The organism is Methanobrevibacter sp. (assembly GCF_017409525.1).
Classification (GTDB): domain Archaea; phylum Methanobacteriota; class Methanobacteria; order Methanobacteriales; family Methanobacteriaceae; genus Methanocatella.
Genome location: NZ_JAFQSO010000001.1, coordinates 65,238 through 83,671 on the forward strand (window position 1 = coordinate 65,238; position 18,434 = coordinate 83,671).

The 18,434-nt window shown below is 34.8% G+C and carries 25 protein-coding genes; 19 read left to right on the forward strand and 6 right to left on the reverse strand.

The genetic code is table 11. The features are described 5' to 3' along the window. Window positions 1-108 precede the first annotated feature (108 nt). Both IJE64_RS00225 and IJE64_RS00230 read left to right on the forward strand, forming a co-directional pair. Window positions 109-834, forward strand: coding sequence for a metal-dependent hydrolase (locus IJE64_RS00225; RefSeq protein WP_292780333.1), 726 nt, complete (start codon window positions 109-111; stop codon window positions 832-834). 27 nt (window positions 835-861) lie between these two features. Beyond that, entirely contained in the window at window positions 862-1,911 is a 1,050-nt protein-coding gene (locus IJE64_RS00230) for a glycosyltransferase family A protein (RefSeq protein WP_292780335.1), read from the forward strand. Here IJE64_RS00230 and IJE64_RS00235 read toward each other — a convergent pair. After that, on the reverse strand, window positions 1,903-2,874 hold the full coding sequence (locus tag IJE64_RS00235; protein ID WP_292780338.1) for an arsenic resistance protein: 972 nt from the start codon (window positions 2,872-2,874) through the stop codon (window positions 1,903-1,905). The genes IJE64_RS00230 and IJE64_RS00235 overlap by 9 nt on opposite strands. Before the next feature lie 292 nt (window positions 2,875-3,166). Between IJE64_RS00235 and IJE64_RS00240 the strand changes: the two genes are divergently transcribed. Genes IJE64_RS00240 through IJE64_RS00320 form a run of 17 tightly spaced genes read left to right on the forward strand, consistent with a single transcriptional unit; the run spans window position 3,167 to window position 13,028 of the window. Further along, window positions 3,167-3,481, forward strand: coding sequence for a monovalent cation/H+ antiporter subunit E (locus IJE64_RS00240; protein WP_292780341.1), 315 nt, complete (start codon window positions 3,167-3,169; stop codon window positions 3,479-3,481). Window positions 3,482-3,514: 33 nt separating this feature from the next. Next, window positions 3,515-3,781: a hypothetical protein gene (locus IJE64_RS00245; protein WP_292780343.1), complete on the forward strand. Its 267-nt coding sequence runs from the start codon at window positions 3,515-3,517 to the stop codon at window positions 3,779-3,781. After that, window positions 3,778-4,200: a cation:proton antiporter gene (locus tag IJE64_RS00250; RefSeq protein ID WP_292780345.1), complete on the forward strand. Its 423-nt coding sequence runs from the start codon at window positions 3,778-3,780 to the stop codon at window positions 4,198-4,200. Before IJE64_RS00245 ends, IJE64_RS00250 begins: the two co-directional genes overlap by 4 nt. A 1-nt stretch (window position 4,201) precedes the next feature. After that, window positions 4,202-4,435, forward strand: coding sequence for a DUF4040 domain-containing protein (locus IJE64_RS00255; RefSeq protein WP_292780347.1), 234 nt, complete (start codon window positions 4,202-4,204; stop codon window positions 4,433-4,435). Beyond that, window positions 4,435-4,821, forward strand: a complete 387-nt coding sequence (locus tag IJE64_RS00260) for a cation:proton antiporter subunit C (RefSeq protein ID WP_292780350.1) — start codon at window positions 4,435-4,437, stop codon at window positions 4,819-4,821. The genes IJE64_RS00255 and IJE64_RS00260 overlap by 1 nt, the downstream gene beginning before the upstream one ends. Further along, window positions 4,814-6,268 (forward strand): energy conserving hydrogenase EhbF, encoded by a 1,455-nt coding sequence (gene ehbF / locus IJE64_RS00265; RefSeq protein WP_292780354.1) that lies wholly within the window; start codon window positions 4,814-4,816, stop codon window positions 6,266-6,268. The genes IJE64_RS00260 and ehbF overlap by 8 nt, the downstream gene beginning before the upstream one ends. Beyond that, complete coding sequence (locus tag IJE64_RS00270; protein WP_292780356.1) at window positions 6,265-6,600, forward strand: hydrogenase; 336 nt, start codon at window positions 6,265-6,267, stop codon at window positions 6,598-6,600. The genes ehbF and IJE64_RS00270 overlap by 4 nt, the downstream gene beginning before the upstream one ends. Then, window positions 6,590-6,874, forward strand: a complete 285-nt coding sequence (locus IJE64_RS00275) for an EhbH (RefSeq protein ID WP_394355581.1) — start codon at window positions 6,590-6,592, stop codon at window positions 6,872-6,874. Before IJE64_RS00270 ends, IJE64_RS00275 begins: the two co-directional genes overlap by 11 nt. Continuing rightward, the gene (locus IJE64_RS00280) at window positions 6,871-7,347 is read left to right on the forward strand and encodes an MnhB domain-containing protein (protein ID WP_292780361.1); all 477 of its coding nucleotides are present in this window, start codon (window positions 6,871-6,873) and stop codon (window positions 7,345-7,347) included. The genes IJE64_RS00275 and IJE64_RS00280 overlap by 4 nt, the downstream gene beginning before the upstream one ends. Beyond that, complete coding sequence (locus tag IJE64_RS00285) at window positions 7,347-7,595, forward strand: energy-converting hydrogenase B subunit J (RefSeq protein ID WP_292780364.1); 249 nt, start codon at window positions 7,347-7,349, stop codon at window positions 7,593-7,595. Before IJE64_RS00280 ends, IJE64_RS00285 begins: the two co-directional genes overlap by 1 nt. A 12-nt stretch (window positions 7,596-7,607) precedes the next feature. Beyond that, entirely contained in the window at window positions 7,608-9,020 is a 1,413-nt protein-coding gene (locus tag IJE64_RS00290) for a 4Fe-4S binding protein (RefSeq protein WP_292780366.1), read from the forward strand. After that, a complete protein-coding gene (locus IJE64_RS00295) occupies window positions 9,021-9,512 on the forward strand; it encodes a 4Fe-4S binding protein (protein ID WP_292780369.1) in 492 nt (163 codons plus the stop codon). Then, the gene (locus IJE64_RS00300) at window positions 9,513-9,959 is read left to right on the forward strand and encodes an NADH-quinone oxidoreductase subunit B family protein (protein WP_292780372.1); all 447 of its coding nucleotides are present in this window, start codon (window positions 9,513-9,515) and stop codon (window positions 9,957-9,959) included. A 12-nt stretch (window positions 9,960-9,971) separates the two neighbouring features. Continuing rightward, window positions 9,972-11,099 (forward strand): nickel-dependent hydrogenase large subunit, encoded by a 1,128-nt coding sequence (locus IJE64_RS00305; RefSeq protein ID WP_292780375.1) that lies wholly within the window; start codon window positions 9,972-9,974, stop codon window positions 11,097-11,099. 4 nt (window positions 11,100-11,103) lie between these two features. Then, window positions 11,104-12,102 carry a respiratory chain complex I subunit 1 family protein gene (locus tag IJE64_RS00310; protein ID WP_292780378.1) on the forward strand — a complete coding sequence of 333 codons (999 nt, stop codon included), beginning with the start codon at window positions 11,104-11,106 and terminating at the stop codon, window positions 12,100-12,102. A gap of 10 nt (window positions 12,103-12,112) precedes the next feature. Then, the gene (locus IJE64_RS00315; protein ID WP_292780381.1) at window positions 12,113-12,376 is read left to right on the forward strand and encodes an energy-converting hydrogenase B subunit P; all 264 of its coding nucleotides are present in this window, start codon (window positions 12,113-12,115) and stop codon (window positions 12,374-12,376) included. Continuing rightward, the gene (locus IJE64_RS00320) at window positions 12,369-13,028 is read left to right on the forward strand and encodes a DUF5612 domain-containing protein (RefSeq protein WP_292780384.1); all 660 of its coding nucleotides are present in this window, start codon (window positions 12,369-12,371) and stop codon (window positions 13,026-13,028) included. The genes IJE64_RS00315 and IJE64_RS00320 overlap by 8 nt, the downstream gene beginning before the upstream one ends. A 70-nt stretch (window positions 13,029-13,098) precedes the next feature. Here the strand turns inward: IJE64_RS00320 and cas4 are convergent, their stop codons facing one another. The 5 genes from cas4 to IJE64_RS00345 form a co-directional block, all read right to left on the reverse strand. After that, the gene (cas4, locus tag IJE64_RS00325; protein ID WP_292780387.1) at window positions 13,099-13,893 is read right to left on the reverse strand and encodes a CRISPR-associated protein Cas4; all 795 of its coding nucleotides are present in this window, start codon (window positions 13,891-13,893) and stop codon (window positions 13,099-13,101) included. Between the two features lie 135 nt (window positions 13,894-14,028). Next, on the reverse strand, window positions 14,029-15,507 hold the full coding sequence (locus IJE64_RS00330; RefSeq protein ID WP_292780390.1) for a sodium-dependent transporter: 1,479 nt from the start codon (window positions 15,505-15,507) through the stop codon (window positions 14,029-14,031). Window positions 15,508-15,659: 152 nt separating this feature from the next. After that, window positions 15,660-16,343 carry a TIGR00266 family protein gene (locus IJE64_RS00335; protein ID WP_292780393.1) on the reverse strand — a complete coding sequence of 228 codons (684 nt, stop codon included), beginning with the start codon at window positions 16,341-16,343 and terminating at the stop codon, window positions 15,660-15,662. Between the two features lie 86 nt (window positions 16,344-16,429). Beyond that, complete coding sequence (locus IJE64_RS00340) at window positions 16,430-17,503, reverse strand: DNA polymerase subunit beta (protein WP_292780395.1); 1,074 nt, start codon at window positions 17,501-17,503, stop codon at window positions 16,430-16,432. 49 nt (window positions 17,504-17,552) lie between these two features. Then, on the reverse strand, window positions 17,553-18,350 hold the full coding sequence (locus IJE64_RS00345; protein ID WP_292780397.1) for a DUF4013 domain-containing protein: 798 nt from the start codon (window positions 18,348-18,350) through the stop codon (window positions 17,553-17,555). Window positions 18,351-18,434: the final 84 nt, after the last annotated feature.

Sequence of the window (18,434 nt, forward strand, 5' to 3'; positions counted from 1 at the left end):
GTAAATAAATCTTTATTTATCTTTTTTTCAAAATATTACTTTTCAAATGCTCTTGGAAAAATGTTATAATTAAATATTGGTATATTAAAAAATAAGGTGATTTTGAAAATGTCGTCTTATAAAGGGCATTCCATATTTGCATTAATTCTTTCATTGATGTTTTTTCATAGTCCTCTGTTAATTGCTTTAACTCTGATTGGTGCAAATATTCCAGACTTTGACCATAAGTTCAAAAAGGATAATGTCTATAAGTTGATCATTTTAGGATTGATAGTGTTTATTTCACTTTATATCCTTAAATTACCTTATTATATCGGGCTTATGATAGTGTTTTTGGGTGTCACTTTTTATTTTTCAGAGCATAGGAGTTTTACGCATTCGATTTTCGGTGTTTTGACATTGACCTCAGCCGTCTCGTTAATCCTGATTTGGGGCTTGGAGTTAATTGCAAGCATATCTCTTTTATCTGATTATTATCTGTTGATGGCAATTTTGATAGCTCTTTTAAGCTTTTTATTTTTGAATAAACGTATGCTGTTAATATTTTTACCAGTATTTTTCATCAGCCTGTTCATATTTAAAACCGGCAGCATCTCTTATATTGAAATTGTCATGAGCTTATTTTTAGGAGTATTTTCTCACATAGTTCTTGATTCCTTCACGCCTTCAGGAATTAAAATATTTGCTCCTCTGTCTTCAAAGAAAGTCTATAAGAATTTTGGCAGATGTTCTATATTTGCCTTAATCGTTTTGGCTATCCTGTATCATGCCCCATTCCTATTCAATCTCTTTGAACAATATGTGTCTGGTTCACTATTAATCGTTGGCATTTAATAAGGAGTAAGACATATAATTAATATCATGGTTGAAATTTCAGTTATACTTCCCGTTTACAATAGCGAAGATTACTTGGAGGGGTGTTTGGACAGTCTTTTGAATCAGACGTTCAAGGACATGGAAATTTTATGCATTGATGATGGCTCTAGTGATGGGTCCCCAGATATATTGAAGGAATATGAAAAAGCAGACAATCGCATAACTGTAATTAGCCAAGAGAACATGGGCGTTGCAAAAACCAGAAACAAGGCCTTGGAATTAATCAATGGCAATTATGTCTATTTCATGGATTCCGATGATTTCCTGGATAGGAATGCATTTAAAAAATTGCATGACAATATCACCTCAAACAATTCTGATTTTTGCATCATGAAAGCGATTTTCGTAAATGGTGATGAGGAGTATAAATTCCCCGCTTTTGACTTGGATAAGGAGTTTGAAAAGGTCAATTTCAATAGGTTCACATTCACTTATAAGGATATCAAAAGCCATGTTCTAAATGACTTGTTTGCGCCTTGGCTTAAGTTGTACAGTGCCGGATTTTTAAAGGGCAGCGAAGAATTTACTTTCCCTGAGATGAAATCGTATTCTGATGCTCCTTTCCATGTGAAGACAATGCTGAAAGCCTCCAGGATATCATTTGTCCCTGAATATCTCTATTATTATCGTGAAAATGATGATTCTTTGGTTCATTCGTCTTCGAATACTATTAATTTTTTCAAGCTTTCCGACATTATCGAAAATTATTTGAGGGAAAATAACTTTTTTGATGAGTTTAAAGATGAATTTGATGCATTCAGGGTGGTTAAGCTGGTTTATTATATGGGATTTGCGGATTCTGATGTGTATTACCTGAAAGCTAAGGACGAACTATCAAATATCAATGCGGCATCTTTATCAATTGCAGATAAAGACCTCGACAAAATGAATATAGTTCTCGATTCAGACAACTTAAAGGAATGTAAGTTGGCTTTAGAGTTGTATGATTGCAAAAGAAGGGTCAAATCAATGCAGGAATCCAGAAGCTGGAAAGTGACCAAACCATTAAGGAAATTTACATCATCATTAAAATAAATTGTTCATGCATACAAAGAATAATCCTGAATCTTTAACCCATAAGCAGAATTTTGAGACAATATATAGCACAGGCAGTTCTATTAACGGTCCGATTACAAGGGCGATGGCTATCAGCTCATGGCCAGGAAAAGATGTTATTGCGATGGCCAGCGCCAGCGGTGAGTTGCGTGCAAGGGTTGTCATTGTCAGACTGGCATATTCAGAGTAAGTGAAGTTAATTTTTTCGGATAACAGCAAGTCAATAATAACATTAACGCCAAAAAATATGATTAATGGAATGAATATGGTTGTTAGCGAGTTTAAATTTGAAAATAATAGTTCTCCTTGACTTGCGAATATGCAGAATACCGCAAGCGCCAAAAAGTAAATTTGAGTTTTGGCAAATAAATCCGTTGCTTTTTGCCTATAATTGTCATTAAGAATGAATTTTGTAATCTGCGCTGCAATAAATGGAATTACAATAACGGTTAAAAGTGAATAGGCAAGTTGTGAATAATCCATAGAATTTTCAGCTGCAAAAAATAGTATTAGATAGATTGGAAGCAAGATTAACTGCAAAACTAGATTAATTGGCAGTATTGATAAACTTAATTTCAAGTCGCCTTTTGCAAGTTTTGTAAATACTAAGTACCAATCCGTGCATGGTGTCAATATTAGCATGAAAAAGCCTATGAAAATGTCAATGTTTCCTTTAAAAAATATTGAACCTAAAAAGTATCCAAACAATGGGGTCCATATAAAATTGATTGAGAGGCTTGTGATACTGAATTTGGTGTTTTTAAAACTGTTTTTCAGTTCGCTTAAAGGAACCTCCAAAAATAGGCCATAAAGCATTAAACATAGGAATATGGTTATTAGAGAGCTGGCATTTTTAGCTATCAGGTCAACATTGGAAAATACTAGTCCGATGATGATTGCCAGAAATATTATTGTGGGTTCCAGTTTTTCCATTAATTCCATATTATCACTTTAGGCATGACTAAATTTAGTTATCGTAATATATAATGTTTTTTAATTTTGATAATTTTTGTTTGATTTTAACTTTGGCTATTAATCTATTCGTGATTTTTATATCCAGCAATTATTTTGTTCATTTAGAATTTTTCAATAAATTTTTTATTACTTTATTTCAAATTCATATGATTTTTTTAAAAAAGCATACATTTATAATAAATAATCATGATAAATAATAATATTATTATTTAGTCAATATTTTGGCTATTATTAATATTAATGAAATGGAGCTTATTTAATGTTTTTGACAAGAATCGGTTATGGAATTATTTATTTCTTAGACCTTATTTATCAGATAATTAAATCAACTATTGATGTTGCTTTTAATTCAGTAATGAGGAGAAATATTGATCCTGTTGTTGTCGACATTGAAACAGTATTGGAGAGACCTGTTTCACAGACAATATTAGCAAATAGTATTTCTTTAACTCCTGGTACTTTGTCTGTTGATTTGGACAGTGAAAATAACATTATTAAAGTAGCTGCTATTTCTCCAAGAGAAAAAGAGGATATTATTCCTTTTGAAAAATATATTAAGAAAATGCTTGAATAGTCATTTTCTTTTAAAGTAATCGAGTGAGATAGTATGGATATATTGTTTATTTCGAAATATATTGTGGTTATAGCATTAATTATTATGATGTTGGCCGCTTTAAGAGCAAGTGCATATAAATCTAACTCAATGGGGCTTTTAGGAAGCTCTGTAGTTGTTGTAGCTTTTGCTATGGTATTGCTTGTTGGGGGAGATATATATAATCTTGAATTCTATAAAGATATATCATTAGCTTTAATATTTTTTGGTTTTATAGGTACTGTTGCTTTCGCTGCTGTTTTGGGAGGGAATGACGAATGATTAAGTATATATCATCTGCCCTTCTTATTATATCAGCATTTCTGATTATTGTATCGGCAATAGGGCTTATCAGCATATCAAAAGATACCAAAAATGCAGTCTATGCAAGAATCCACATTGTCGGTATTTTTGATATTGCTTGTATTATTGCTATGATTGGTCTTGGCCAATATCTGCTTGCGGGCATATACTTTATTATAGCGCCGTTTGCAGCACATGCAATAGCTAATGCTTATTGGAAAAAGGAAGATAGAGAAAATAATTTAGAGGAGATAACTGTTGAACAGGAAGTTGATTATAATCATCCATTCATACATCCTAAAGATAAGATGCAGGCTTTTGAAAGTGAAGATTCAGAAAAACTAAAAGCGGATGACAGGTTCTCAGTTACTACTTTGGAAATTTATGAGGGGGAGTAAGATGCTAGAGTTTGTATTAATGATAATTATAGTTGTAAGCGCAATTCTTGCTCTTGTTCAAAAAGACTTATTAAAGGCCGCAATTTTAACAGGATTTGCTGGTGGAGCTATTGCAGTTCTTTTCCAAGTTTTACTTGCGCCCGATGTTGCTTTAACTCAAGCCATTGTTGGTGCGGTGATTGTCCCGGTATTTATTGCTTTGGCTGTTAAAAAGACTCAAAGGGAGGATAGCTAATGGCATACGTTCAACTTGCGATATTGGTCACATCCGCTGCTTTGGTTATTATTGGACTATATTCGGCGATTTTCATTGACAATATCATAAAAAAGATAATTGGTATTAGCTTTATTGAAGAAGGCGCTAATTTATTCATAGTTGCTATTGGTTATAAGCCAGGTGGTGTTGTTCCTATTTTAATGCCGGGAATGGATACATCTTGGTTTGCAACAAATGCTGCTTATCCATTGCCTTTTGGTTTGGTACTTACTAGTATTGTAATTGGTGCAAGTACTTTGGCTGTAATGCTTGCTTTAGTGATGGTTTTATACAGAAGATACGGCACATTATCTACTAAAGTAATGTTGGCAGACACATCAAAACAGGAGGAATACGATGAATGAGTTAATTCCACTTATGGTTATTGTTCCATTGATGGCAGCATTACTTATCAGTGCTTTTTCAAGATTCAATAAGGCTACTAAGATTTTTGCATTTGTCGTTGCAATCTGCCTTCCAATCATACCTATAGCCTCTAATTATGGTCTTCATTACTTTGGAGGTTATGAGCCATTAGTGGATAACGTGACAAGTGTATTCTATCATCCGGCAATTACCTATTCATTCACATTCTTGCAGCAAATATTTATTGCAGGTGTGGGTCTTTTGACATTTTTGGTCGTATTCATTTACCTGACCAAATATAAGAAAGTTTCCGGACCTTATTTGTTCTTGCTGTTCTTGGGCACTGCTGCAGTTACTGCAATGCTGCTGACAGATGATATTTTCCACATGTTTGTGTTCTTCGAGATATTGGCTCTGGCACAGGTGGGTATCGTTGCGGCTTCATCAATAGACTACAGTTATGAAATGGCTTTAAAATATATGATTTTGGGATCAATTGGGTCTCCTATAATGCTTTTGGGAATTGGATTCCTGCTTGCATTGACAGGTAGTGTAAATGTTACAGATATCGCAGCTGCGGTACATAATGGTTTAGTTGATATTACTTCTCCAGTATTTTTATTTTCACTCGGCTTAATATTCTTTGGTTGGTTATATGCCTCTGGTTTGCCACCATTCCATACTATAAAATCTGGAATTTATTCAAAAGCTGAACCTCATGGAGCCGCTTTGCTTCAATCATTTACAGTTATCTCAATGATTTCAATCGTATTAATCATGTTTAGAATTTATTCATCCCTACCAATATTTGAAGTTCTCATAGTCTTCTTCTCTATCTTGGCTATGATATTGGGCGTCTCTCTTGCACTTACCCAAACTGACTTCAGAAGGATGATTGGATTTTTAGCTGTCGGTGAGTTAGGATTCATTGGATTGGGTATAGGTCTTGGAACTCAGTATGCATTGACTGCTGGGCTTTTCCAAGCGTTGAATGAAATTATTATTACTGCATTATTATTCATAGGATTTGGCGCAATAGTGAACGCAACGAATGAAGTGGACACCCGTAAGCTCGGAGGTCTTTTGGCATATCATCCAAAAGTCAGCATAATGCTTCTGATTGGTGGTTTGGCAATGGCTGGAGTTCCTCCTTTAAGCGGATTCCAATCAAAATTAATGCTTGTTCAGGCATCTTTAAGTTGTGGATTCCCTGAAATATCCATTTTGGCAATCATGGTAAGTATAGCCACATTCGTAGTGTTTGTAAAAACATTCTATGCAATGTTTTTAAGGCCAAAACCAAACGATTTGGAGCTTGGCAAAAAGGATGTTCCACGTGCAATGATTTTTGCAATGGGAGTGTTACTGATTATCATCGTTTTACTTGGTATATTCCCAGATGTTGTGACAAATGGAATTTCTAACTTTGTAGGAGGGATATTATGAAACTTTATGATCAGATATTCAATGTTGTAAAGCAATTTAGAAAACTGTTCTCACCAGGCCCTGTAACAAATGCTGATGTTTCAGGCAGTATCACAGCAGAAATATTTTTAATTGTTTCATTGGTGTTGGCGGCAGTTTTATTAAGGCATGTGAGTATTCTTCTTGCAGGTTTGGTAACTTTGATATTGGCAATCGTATTGATTTCAAATATTCCGCTCATTCCAAAGTTCAAAATTGAGCAGGAAGATTCTTTGGAGAAAATGCTGTTCTATGCAGTGGTGACACTTAGTATTATTATCATATTCTTATACTGGGGTGGTAATCTTGTCTAGTAAGGGTACTGTTCGTAATTTGATTGCTGCGGTTTTAACAGCAATATTTTCTATTACTTTATTGGATGCGATATTCCATCTAAGCAGCATAATTAATCCTGGTGTAAGTAATATTTACAATGCTTTGGGAACTCAAATAGCTCCAAACATGGTAACTGTTGTTATTTTTGATTTCAGAGCATATGATACATTGGGAGAATCAATCATTTTATTAACTGCCGGATTAGTGGTTTTACTAATATTCGGCAGAGGATTATTGGGGGATAAACAATGAGTCAGGGTAGTATGATTTTAAAGATTATATCTTTGCCGATTTCAATTATATTGATTTGTTTAGGTATAATGACTATTCTTGGAGGCCATATCACTCCTGGTGGAGGTTTCCAAGGTGGTGCAATGATTACTAGTGGAATTATATTGTCCATTCTTGTTTATGGCATAGGCAATTCCCCGCTAGAATTTTCTCACTTTTATGTTGAAGTATTAGAATCAATTGGCGCATTAGGTTTTGTGATATTGGGTTTAATCGGTTTGTTTGTCGGAGGATTTTATCTCTACAATGTCGGAACCGATGTATTGAATATCATTCCTGCAACCATACAGAATGTCTTGCATTATCCTGATGTCACTAATGCTGGAATTATTCCATATCTCAACATATTTGTAGGTTTAAAAGTATTTGCAGGTTTATCCTCAATTGTTATAGCATTTGCAGGATTTAAGAAATTAGTTGAGGAGGGTGAATAATGTTAAGTCTAGGGCCAATCATATTTGGTGTTATATTGGGTTTGATTATCGGATCTCAAATTAAACTTGATGCACTTGGTGTGAAGTTCACTCTCGCTTCATTTGTGGTAATATTAATTGCAGGAATTATTGTAGCATGGCAATTAGGTCCATATCCATTTTATAACGATTTGCCTATTTCAACTGCATTTTTATCTGCTTTAATAGGAATTTTTGTAGGCAAACTACTATTTGCAAGGAGTAAATAAGGGGTTTTTAAAATGTTTTTATCAGCTAATACATGTGATGGAAAAGGAGAATGTATTAAACAATGCCCTACAAAAGCTATTAAATTGATTAATGGCAAAGCATTTAGCTGTCTTACCTGTGGGATATGTTATAAAAACTGTCCTAATGGTGCTATATTCCAAAATAGCTATGGGGGATATGTTGTAGACAGAGCTAAATGTAATGGCTGTGGAATGTGCATGTACAATTGTCCTACAAATAATATTTCTATCGAGGATGGAATTGTATACGGTATCTGTTCACGTTGCGGGGTTTGTGAAGGGGCATGTCCAAGTCACTCCAGAGTTGATGGATATGAACTTGAAAAATCAAAGCAGCTTAATTTAATTGAGTCATTGAAAATATTATATCCTCCGTTGGATAATGTTCCACATAAAACATCAAGTAAGGTTAAAGAAGTAACAAGGAATTACTTCGGAACCGATACGGAGAAGTGTATCTTATGTGGAAGATGTCAGGAATATTGTCCAACAACTGCAATTCATGTGAAAATCGATAGGGATGAAGGAATTTGCAGTGAATGCAGATTATGTAGTGATGTATGTCCTAATGAATCAATGAATAAGCATCAGATGGTTAATACATCAACCTGTACACTTTGTCTTAATTGTATGAAGGCTTGCCCTCGCAATGCAATTTCTGTTGATGATTTTGCGATTGTTGTCAATAAGCTCAATCAAAAACCAACTGGAAAAATAATATCTTGTTTAAATTGCGGATTATGTGCAGATTTATGTGAAAATGAATCACTTAAGAATATTGAAGGCAAATTAAGATATGATCCAACAGAAGATACGGAAAACATTACTCATGAATTGGCCATTAATGCATGTCCTGTCCATACATTAAGGGAAGATGAGGAAATGTTTATTTATGACGAGTTTGACGATGAGGAACTTCCTACACTATCTGGATTTTGTGTATCCTGTGGAAAATGCTTCCAGGTATGTGATGAAGTTGGTGCTCGTCAATTCATGACTGCCAGTTGGGATGGCAGTGTTTCAGATGATTGTATTTCATGTGGAATCTGTTCTGAAGTATGTCAGGAAGATGCAATCACTCTTCACAGGGGAACAATTTCAGTCGATTTGGATAAATGTATCTTATGTGAAAACTGTGCTGTTCACTGTCCTGTTGATGCAATTCCTAAGTCTACAATGTATAAAAACGAAATTAAAGATGGATTTAATTTCATCGAACAGGAATTGTGTATGCATTGCGGATTATGTCACAAGACATGTTCATATGATGCAATTGATGAAATTGATGGTAATTTTGTTGTCAACGATGAAAAATGTACTTATTGTGGCGCATGTAAGAATGCATGTCCTGCAAGGGCATTTTTATTCGAAAGAAATTTTAAAGATTCAATAGAGGGTATTTAAATGAGAAATGTACTTAGAATAGCTTTAGAAGGAGCTTTTACTAACTTTAAAAGAATCTTTTTTGCAGCAGATAGAGTTACAGACATGGAACTTAAAAGACAAATCTCAACACTTTCAGTAGAAGTGGATGATAGGGTCGATGAAAATGCCTGCATCGGATGTGCGGGCTGTGCAAATGTCTGTCCAACCGGTGCAATTGAGATGAAAAAATTGACAAGTCCTGTTAAATTAACTGATGGATGGACTAAAGATGAAGTACCTGAAATTAATCTTGAAAAATGTGTTGTATGTTATTATTGTCATGATTTCTGTCCGGTATTTTCACTTTATGGTGAAAAAGGAACAATTCACCCAAGTTGTGTAGGAGACCAAGAAGTAAATATTTCCGAATGTCTCGAACAGCCGTTCAAGATATCAGATGACAAACTTAAAATTATTGCACAATATTTATCAGATAAAACAGTGTTGAAAAATAAAGAGGAAGGTGATTAGATGGGTATTAAATCATTTTCAAGAGCAAGAGCAATACACGTCATGTTGGTTTATACCGGTGGATGTAATGGATGCGATATTGAAATTGTAAACTCAATATTATCACCAAGATTTGATGCTGAACAATATAATGTGTTTTTAACCTGGAATCCTCGTGAAGCGGATGTATTGGTTGTCACAGGACCAGTAACACACTTGAATAGAAAACCATTGGAGGCAATCTATGAAGCTATTCCTAATCCTAAATTAGTTGTGGCTGCGGGAAGTTGCGCTTTGATGGGAGGAGTATACAAAAATTGTTATGGGGACATTCCATCAGAAGAAATCGAAGGGCCAGTTGAAAATATTATACCAGTGAATGCAAAGATTCCGGGATGCGCCGTAAGGCCACAGGATGTTCTGGCGGGAGTTGTATCACTGTTACCTATATTATTGGATGCGGATTAAAGAGGGGATTAAATGGATGAAAAAGTACCAAGAAGCAATATTATTGAAACGGAAATTCCAATGGGTACGGTTCACCCTGCTGCATTGGAACCTTATAGGGTAAGATTTTTCGTTGAGGATGAGATAGTTCAGGAAGCAGAAATCACAATCGGTGTCAACCATCGTGGTATTGAAAGAATTATGGAAGGGCTTCCGGTTGAAAAAGCGAATTCACTTACTGAAAAAATTTGCGGGATCTGTTCCAATTCACATATATGGAATTCATGCAGAACTGCAGAAATTGGTTTAGGCATTGAAATTCCTCAAAGAGCTGTTTATATTCGCGTCATTATGGGGGAACTTGAACGTTTACATTCACATTTCTTGTATTTAGCACATGGTTGTGAAGTGTTGTCTCATGAAACATTTTCCATGAGGGTATTCTACTTAAGAGAATTAGTAATGGAATTGCTCGCAATGATTGGAGGTAACAGGGTTCAATATGGCTGTTCTGTTTTAGGTGGAGTGAGACCAAGATGTGATTTGGACGATGCAAAAATTTTAAGGCTTAAAAATGATATGGATGCAATAGAGGAGGGCCTTACAGGTTTTGTTGAAAGATTCACCTCAGATTCAATTGTAATGTCAAGGATTTCCGGAATTGGAGTTTTACCGCAAAAACAAGCCATCGAGCTTGCTGTAACCGGACCGACTCTCAGGGCTACAGGTGTTGCAAGAGATTTAAGAACAACAATGTTTGAATATGATGACTTTGATTATAATGTGATTACCCAGCCTGATGGGGATGTGAAATCTAACTTAATAATGAGGGCTCTTGAATCATTTGAATCAATTAAAATCATCCGTCAGGCTATAGCCAATCTCCCTGAAGGCAAAGTTATTAATAGGGATTGGGAAATGTTTGACACTGACATTACCGAAAGTTATATTGAAGTTCCAAGGGGAACCCTGTATCATTCTTATGCTTTGGAAAGTGGAAGAGTAAGGCACTGTATTATAAGAACTCCTTCAATGGCAAATATTGGTGCAATGCAATATGCTTGCATTGGAGATCAGATTACAGATGCCCAATTGTGTATTGTACAATGTGACCCTTGTTTCACATGTACGGACAGGGCAATTGAAATAATTAGGAGATAGAAAAATGTTTGGAAATGCAATTATCGATACAGTTTTCGCAGTAGTCGTTACAGTACTTGTTTGTTTTGTGATTTCAACATTGCTCCCTGGAATTGAAAGGAAATATATTCATGCAAGAATTCAACAAAGGATTGGACCTCTTGTGATTTCTCCAGGAATAATGGCTCCTATTAAGTTCATGTTTAAGGAAAATGTTGAGGTTTCATCTCCTGTTTCAGGGTTATATAAGTCATTGCCTATAATTTGCTTTATAGTTGTTTTATGCATCCTTGTCGCATTAACTCCTCAAGCTTACAAGATACCTGCACTGGCAAGTTTAGTGGCTATTGTTGGATTTTTGAAAGTTGAGGAAATCTGTTACGTGCTGATGGGGGCATTATCAAAATCCATAATGTCTGTTAGAATGCCGTTTCCGGACCAGATTAAAGGTGCAGCTCATAAAAAGGCAAACAGGTCATTTGTTGAAGACATAAGTGCAAAAAGGTCTTTAAGGATGATTACTTATGGGTCTTTCCCATTGTATTTGGCATTGTTTGCACCGGTAACCGCCGCTAGAAGCATATTTTTGGCAGACATTGTCGCATATCAGCAAGCTCACGGACCGTTCTTGTTCACTGTAGCTGGTGGAATTGCAGCTATCGTATTTTTCATTGGTTACATGATAATATTAAATGAATATCCATTTTCAATAATTAAGGCTAAATGTGATGTTATTGAAGGGCCATATATGGAATATGCCGCTAAATATCGTGCTGTCGTATATTTAACAAGAGGATTTTTCATGTTTGTGCTTGGAGCAATATTTTCAGTATTGTTCATTGGAATACCTCCAAACATCATGTCATGGGGTATTTTAGTCAATATTGCAGTTGCTTTGATATTTGTGTTCATGATGGGAATTTTTTCAGCATTCAGCCCGGTATTTACAAATAGGCAGTTATTGCCAACCATTCTTGGCGCAACACTGCTTGGAATATTGGCGGTTATAATTGGATTGTTATGAGGTGATTATTTTGAAATTTGTTATGAGGCCGTATCATATGGTAAGTCTTGGAGGATACATTGTTGAATGGGATTTTCCTTACAGAAATCTCATAGTTGTAAATAAAACCTCTGAACCAATTAAAATTGAAATACCTGTATTTCATGAAGAATGGATTGAGGAACACAGGAATTTAGGTCTTGAAGTCATTCCTGTAACTAAAGATGATAATTATTTAAGCATGTGGAAAAGGGCACATGCAGAACTAGATAAAGTAAGGCCGCAAAATGAGTGATTATACATTAACTATAAAGTCAGATGAAAAGAAAGGCGTATTGGATGATATCACTGATGTTATCACATCCCACGGAGCTAATATCAGTTATGTCCATCTTTTCGTAGAGAAAAATAACATGGGTTCAATCAATCTGGAACTTGAACATGTTGAGAATATCGATGATTTGATTGCAGATTTGAAAAATATCGAAGAAATCAAATCGGTTGAACTTCATGGCTCTCAGTTGGACATTTATGGTAAACGTATAATTATTGTCGGTGGAGGAGCACAGGTATCTCAAGTTGCCTTGGGTGCAATAACCGAAGCGGACAGGCATAATATACGTGGCGAACGTATTAGTATAGATACAATTCCGCTTGTTGGTGAAAGTGACTTGGCTGAAGCTGTTGAAGCTATTTCAAGGCTTCCACGTGTAAGCGCATTGGTTTTAGCAGGATCACTGATGGGTGGAGAAATCACAGAAGCCGTTAAGAAAGTCAAAGAGCAAAGCAATTTAATTGTAATTTGTCTTAATATGCCTGGAAGCGTAACGGAACATGCTGATTTGATTATTACAGACCCAATTCAGGCTGGCGTTATAGCCGTAATGTCAATAGCAGATACTGCTGTTTTTGATATCAACCGACTTGGAGACAATATAAAATTTTAATTCATGTTTATGGGCATATAGGGGAGTTTTATAACTCCTTTAGGTGAATAAGGATTTTTACAATCCTTATTTACTCGTTTAAACAGATGTCTTTGTATTCGCAAAGTTCACATTTTTTAATGTTTTTTTTAACGTTAGGTAGCTTTTTATTCTCGGTAATCTCTTTTACCTCTCTCATTATATCAAATAGTCCTTTTCTTAGATTAACGTCCATAACGACAGGTCGTCTGTCACCTATTTTTTCATAATCAATGAAACCCACAAACACCTCTGTTTCAAATTCCTCTTCAAGAAGGATTGCATGAGCCACCAGCTCTATGGCATCCTGATCCCAAACGCCTTTAATTGGAGGATTTGAGCTTTTAATGGAAACAGGATAGTATTTTCCATCTATTATTTCTATTTTATCACACATGCCAATCAGTTCAAGCTGGGTGTCTTTTAAAAGGTAGGAATACATTGTGTTTGGGAAAAACATGTCTATTATTTCAAATGCATTCTTGTCAAGTATTGTCATAGCCTGTTTGATTTTCAGCGCTTTAATTTTTATGTTGAAATATGTGTCATCAATTATCTGATTTATTTGGGATAACTCCAAGTTTAAATCCATTGACCTGATTGCATCGGAGGTGTTCTTGATATATGGGTTGATGGTTTGTGATAGAATCTGCTCTATCTGGTTTAAATCCATATCCTTTTTAATCTTGCGCATGTTTTTTTGAATTAAATCCTGAATGTCTATTTTAAGCTTTTTAATTTCAATTGCCAATTGGTAATCCTTGTTTTCTTTAGTGTCCACATGAGTTTGAATGTATAGCTTCATTGGACAGTACATATGTGTTTTAATCGAAGAAACATTCATCATAAAATAACCTCTTAAATTACGTAATATTACTTAGTTATTAATAATATAAATAATTAGAAGTTATAAATAATGTAAATTCTTTTAAATAAAATAAAAAAAGTAAATAGCTATTTATTTAGCTATTTAAAATCAATTTTACACATTATAGTAATCCTTGTTTATTGCAGGCAATTTTGCAAAAATAATTGGAACGACTATTAGCACGACAGTCAATATTATCATGATTGTGGCACTTAAACTATCGGCAGATTTTACTGTTGTCCATACTCCCTGAATCCAAAGGAAGACTATACAGACTGGCAATATGTATTTGATAACTGTTTTCCAGAGTTTTCCCACTTTAATTGTTGTATTCTTATTTAATGTTTCAATTAAATCATCGAATTTGTAAATCCAACCAAAGATTATGCATTCGAGAAGTACAGCAAACAATAGTGCGAAATTATTCAGGTAAGCATCAAACACTCCCAATATTGTGCTTCCAATGCCGGTTGTGAATATTATTGATATTAAGAATCCAACGAGGCATACTGCAGTTGCAGTCTTTTTACGTTCAATAAGGAATTTTTCCGAAATTGAGTAGCAAACTCCTTCCAGAAGTGCAATGATGGATGTGATTCCTGCAAACAGAATGCATAAAAAGAATAATGGTCCGATAATGTAGGCGGCACTTCCCATTGTATTGAATACCTGTGGGAAAACTACGAATGCTAGTCCTGTCCCTTCAGTTACGAGTTCATTAAATGGAATTCCGCTAGTCACTGTCATAAATCCTAAAATGGAGAATATTCCAATTGAATTAAACACCTCAATACCGGAATTTGAAAATGCAACAATTAGGGCATTATCCACTAGTTTGGTTTCTTCTGGAAGGTAACTTGCATAAGTCATAGCTATTGCCATTCCCAAACTGAGTGAGAACACAATTTGTCCGAAAGCAGCTAACCAAACGTCAGTGTTTGCAAGGGCACTCCAGTCCGGTGTAAAAATCTGTGAGTATCCGGCAGATGCGCCAGGTAATGTTAATGAAAATAGGACGATGCCTACCACTATCAAAGCGAGTAATGGTATTAAAGTTTTTGTCACACGGCCAATCCCATCATTCAAATCTCTTTTAAGGATGAACCATGCCATAAACCAAATTGCAAATGTTGCTCCAATAACAATTGGAACAATATTAAATATTCCAGAAATGGAATCTGTTGCTTGCAAAACGTTATTTGCAAAGAACAAATCCGGATTTGTTCCCCAAGCTTTAGTGAAACTTAAAATCAGGTAAATCAAGTCCCATCCAACAACGCAAACGTAATACGTTGTGATTAGGAAAACTATTAAAAGTATAAACCATGCAACGGGCTCTAGTTTTTTACTGATTGAAAATAATATTCTTGCAAGGGATCGTTTGAACTTATAACCGACAGCATATTCAACTAAAACGAAGGAAATTCCTAAAAGAAATAGTGAAACGATATAAGGAATCATGAATGATCCTCCACCATTGGAGTATAGGATATATGGGAAACGCCAAATGTTTCCGAGTCCAACAGCAGAACCAATCATCGCCATCATAAATGCAAAATTACTATTCCATTGTTGTTTTTTTGTTCCAGTCATTTTATCACATTAAGTTGAATATTATTATTTAGGTCATAGAAGTTTAAATAATATCCTATTGTTTGAAAAATAGTTCTAAAATGTTAATTTAATTGTTAAAAAAAAAGTTTAAAAAAGTTTATTTTAAAAAATAAACTCTTTTTGAATGATATTTAATCTTTGCTGGTTGGTATGTAAGGAATTATTGCTTCAGCCAATTTGCTGACCGGCATGGTTTGTATCCACACTTTTCCAGGTCCGGTTAATTTGGTGAAAAATAGGCCTTCTCCACCGAATATCATGTTTTTGGCTCCTTTGACTCTTTCGACATCAAAAGTGACGCTTTCTTCCATTGCGGCAACGTGTCCTTGATTTACAAGCAAGTGTTCTCCCGGTTGTAAGTCGTGTTCAATTACTTCTCCGTCAATTTCTAAAAATAGCATTCCTGTTCCGGTAAATTTTTGAAGAATGAATCCTTCACCACTGAACAATCCTACTCCAAGGCTCTTTTTGAAGTATATGTCAATGTCAACACTCTCTTCAGCAGCTAAAAATGCATTTTTCTCACCAATTATTGTATTGTTTCCGTTTAATCTGATAGGAATAATCTTTCCAGGATAGCAGGCTGAGAATGCTATTTTTTGATTGTCTGATTCTGCGGTAAAGAAATTTAAAAATATTGTATCTCCGGATAATGCTCTTCCAAGTCCTTTTAAAAGTCCTCCACCAGTATTGGTTTCCATTTTAATGTCGGATGTCATGAATGCCATTGCACCACTTTCATCCTTCATGGTTTCTCCTTTTTGTAATTTGCATACTACAGTAGGGAATGAACCTCCAGTTATCTCATATTCCATTTTATCACCTAAATGCTTTTATATTAATGTATTTGAGCTTTAAAGTATATAAATAGTTCTTTTTTATTTTTGATTAATGTAATATTTTAAGCGGGACTCTCTTTAAGTTTTAAGTATTCATCAATCGCTTCACGGGTAGTTCCAACAACCAGACGGTAATGTGAATCTTTACCATTGACAATGACTTTTTCCACTTTTCCTTTAGCTATTACATGCTCACCGTCAACGACCTCTCCAGCGTAGGTGTGTGTAAATGATACAACTTCAGTTAATGGGAAATCAACACCATCAATGACTTTAACATTCTCAATTGTATAAAGTGAAGGGTTATCGAATGCTCCAAGGGCACTGACAATGTCACATTCAATTTGAGCTATTCCTTGAGGTTCATAAACTGTATCTCCCCAAGTTCCTTCTATTTCATCATAATCTTTGGTGGCTAAAATATCAAATAAAGTTCCATTTATTGTTCCCCTATTTGCTTTCCTGTTTTCATACCATCTGAATTCTTCTTTTGTCAAGCTTTCATCGAACATTCTTTTATCGTATACGAAATCCCAATAATCATTAGTGATTCCTTCAACGGTAATGTGTTTGTCCACCTCTTCAATGTAGACTTCTTTTCCGCGATGCTCTTTAAAGGCGGCGATTGCCTTTCTGTGGTTGTCAAGGCCATAAACAACGAAGTCCAAATCACTGACATCCCTTTTTTGAAGGCCCGGCAAGATTGAGCCGGAAATTCCCAGATGGTCATAGGGGATACCTGCCATAAAGTGGAAAAAGTCAGCAACATCCATTAGTTTGGCTATCAATTCTGGATTTTTGACTTCGCCTCCACTTTCAAAGGTCTTTTTAAGGCCATGAAGTCTGTCTTCTGGTTTAATGACTCTTTCAACTTTATCTAAAGGAACGCCCATCATTTCAACATTGGTCACATCACTGAAATATAAATAATCAGGATGATTTTCTCTTAAATAGGTATAGGCTTCTTCAGACCCTACCTTTCTGTAGCGTTTGCCACCTTTTTCACGGTCGCCTTCAGGGTCAGGCACATACCTTAAAAATGAAATCACCCTATTTTCCGGGTGAATGTAATTTGTAGATGCGAAGTATAAATCATCGCTTGTATAAATAAAATCTCTTGTTCTTACTTGTTTCATAATTTTTTCTCCTTGTTTAAAGTTAATTTTTTAAATAATTAATATTTTGCTAAGTGAAATAGAATAGGCTAAATGAATCTAATATGAAAAACAGGCCAAATGCTTCTGCAAGTGCAGATATTAAACTTCCTACAATAAAATAAGATTCTAATGTTTTCATTAACATCAGTGCCACTGAAAATACTATTAAAGTTAAAATAACGAAATTTAAATATTTTTTAATACCGTTCTTTCTAATAATTTTTGTGAGCTTTATGAAATTCATTGACTCTTTTAAGGATTCTGTTTCTTTTAGTCGGATTTTGGCAAGTGAACAATATGAGAAAAATATTGCAAACATAATCATGAATACTGCCAATGTGACCATAACTGAGAATGCAAGGTGTTGATATGTATCAGGGGATAATAAATTAATCAGTTTCGGCAAAGTCAATGTATGTAATTTCGTGTCTATATACTCGAAATTGTTTAAAATTGAATCGATGTTGCGGTAAATGCCTAATGCGTAACATATGATGCCTGTAGAGAGAAATGTCAAAAGATAATAATATAATTCTGTTAATGTATCTCTAAATCCTACTTTGGTGGTGTATTTGATAGATACTTCTCGCACATCAAACGAATCGAAAATATAGTGATAAACAATTGCTATGCTGATTCCAAGAACAATTATGCTTATTATTCCTCCAATAACTAATTTTATTGGGGTCAATTCATTAATGGTTCCTAGGTTATTGGTTTCATTAATGACTTCGGACACGAAAAAGAGAAATGTAACCAATATAAACCCTTTGTAGGCTCTAAATGGTAGGGAAACGGCCTTTTTAATAATTTCAATTGTATTCATATAATTAGATATTTTGATTTTGGAATAATTTAAAGTTATTACTTTTTTGAGTTTAGTTTATATACCTTGAGGTTACTATATTAA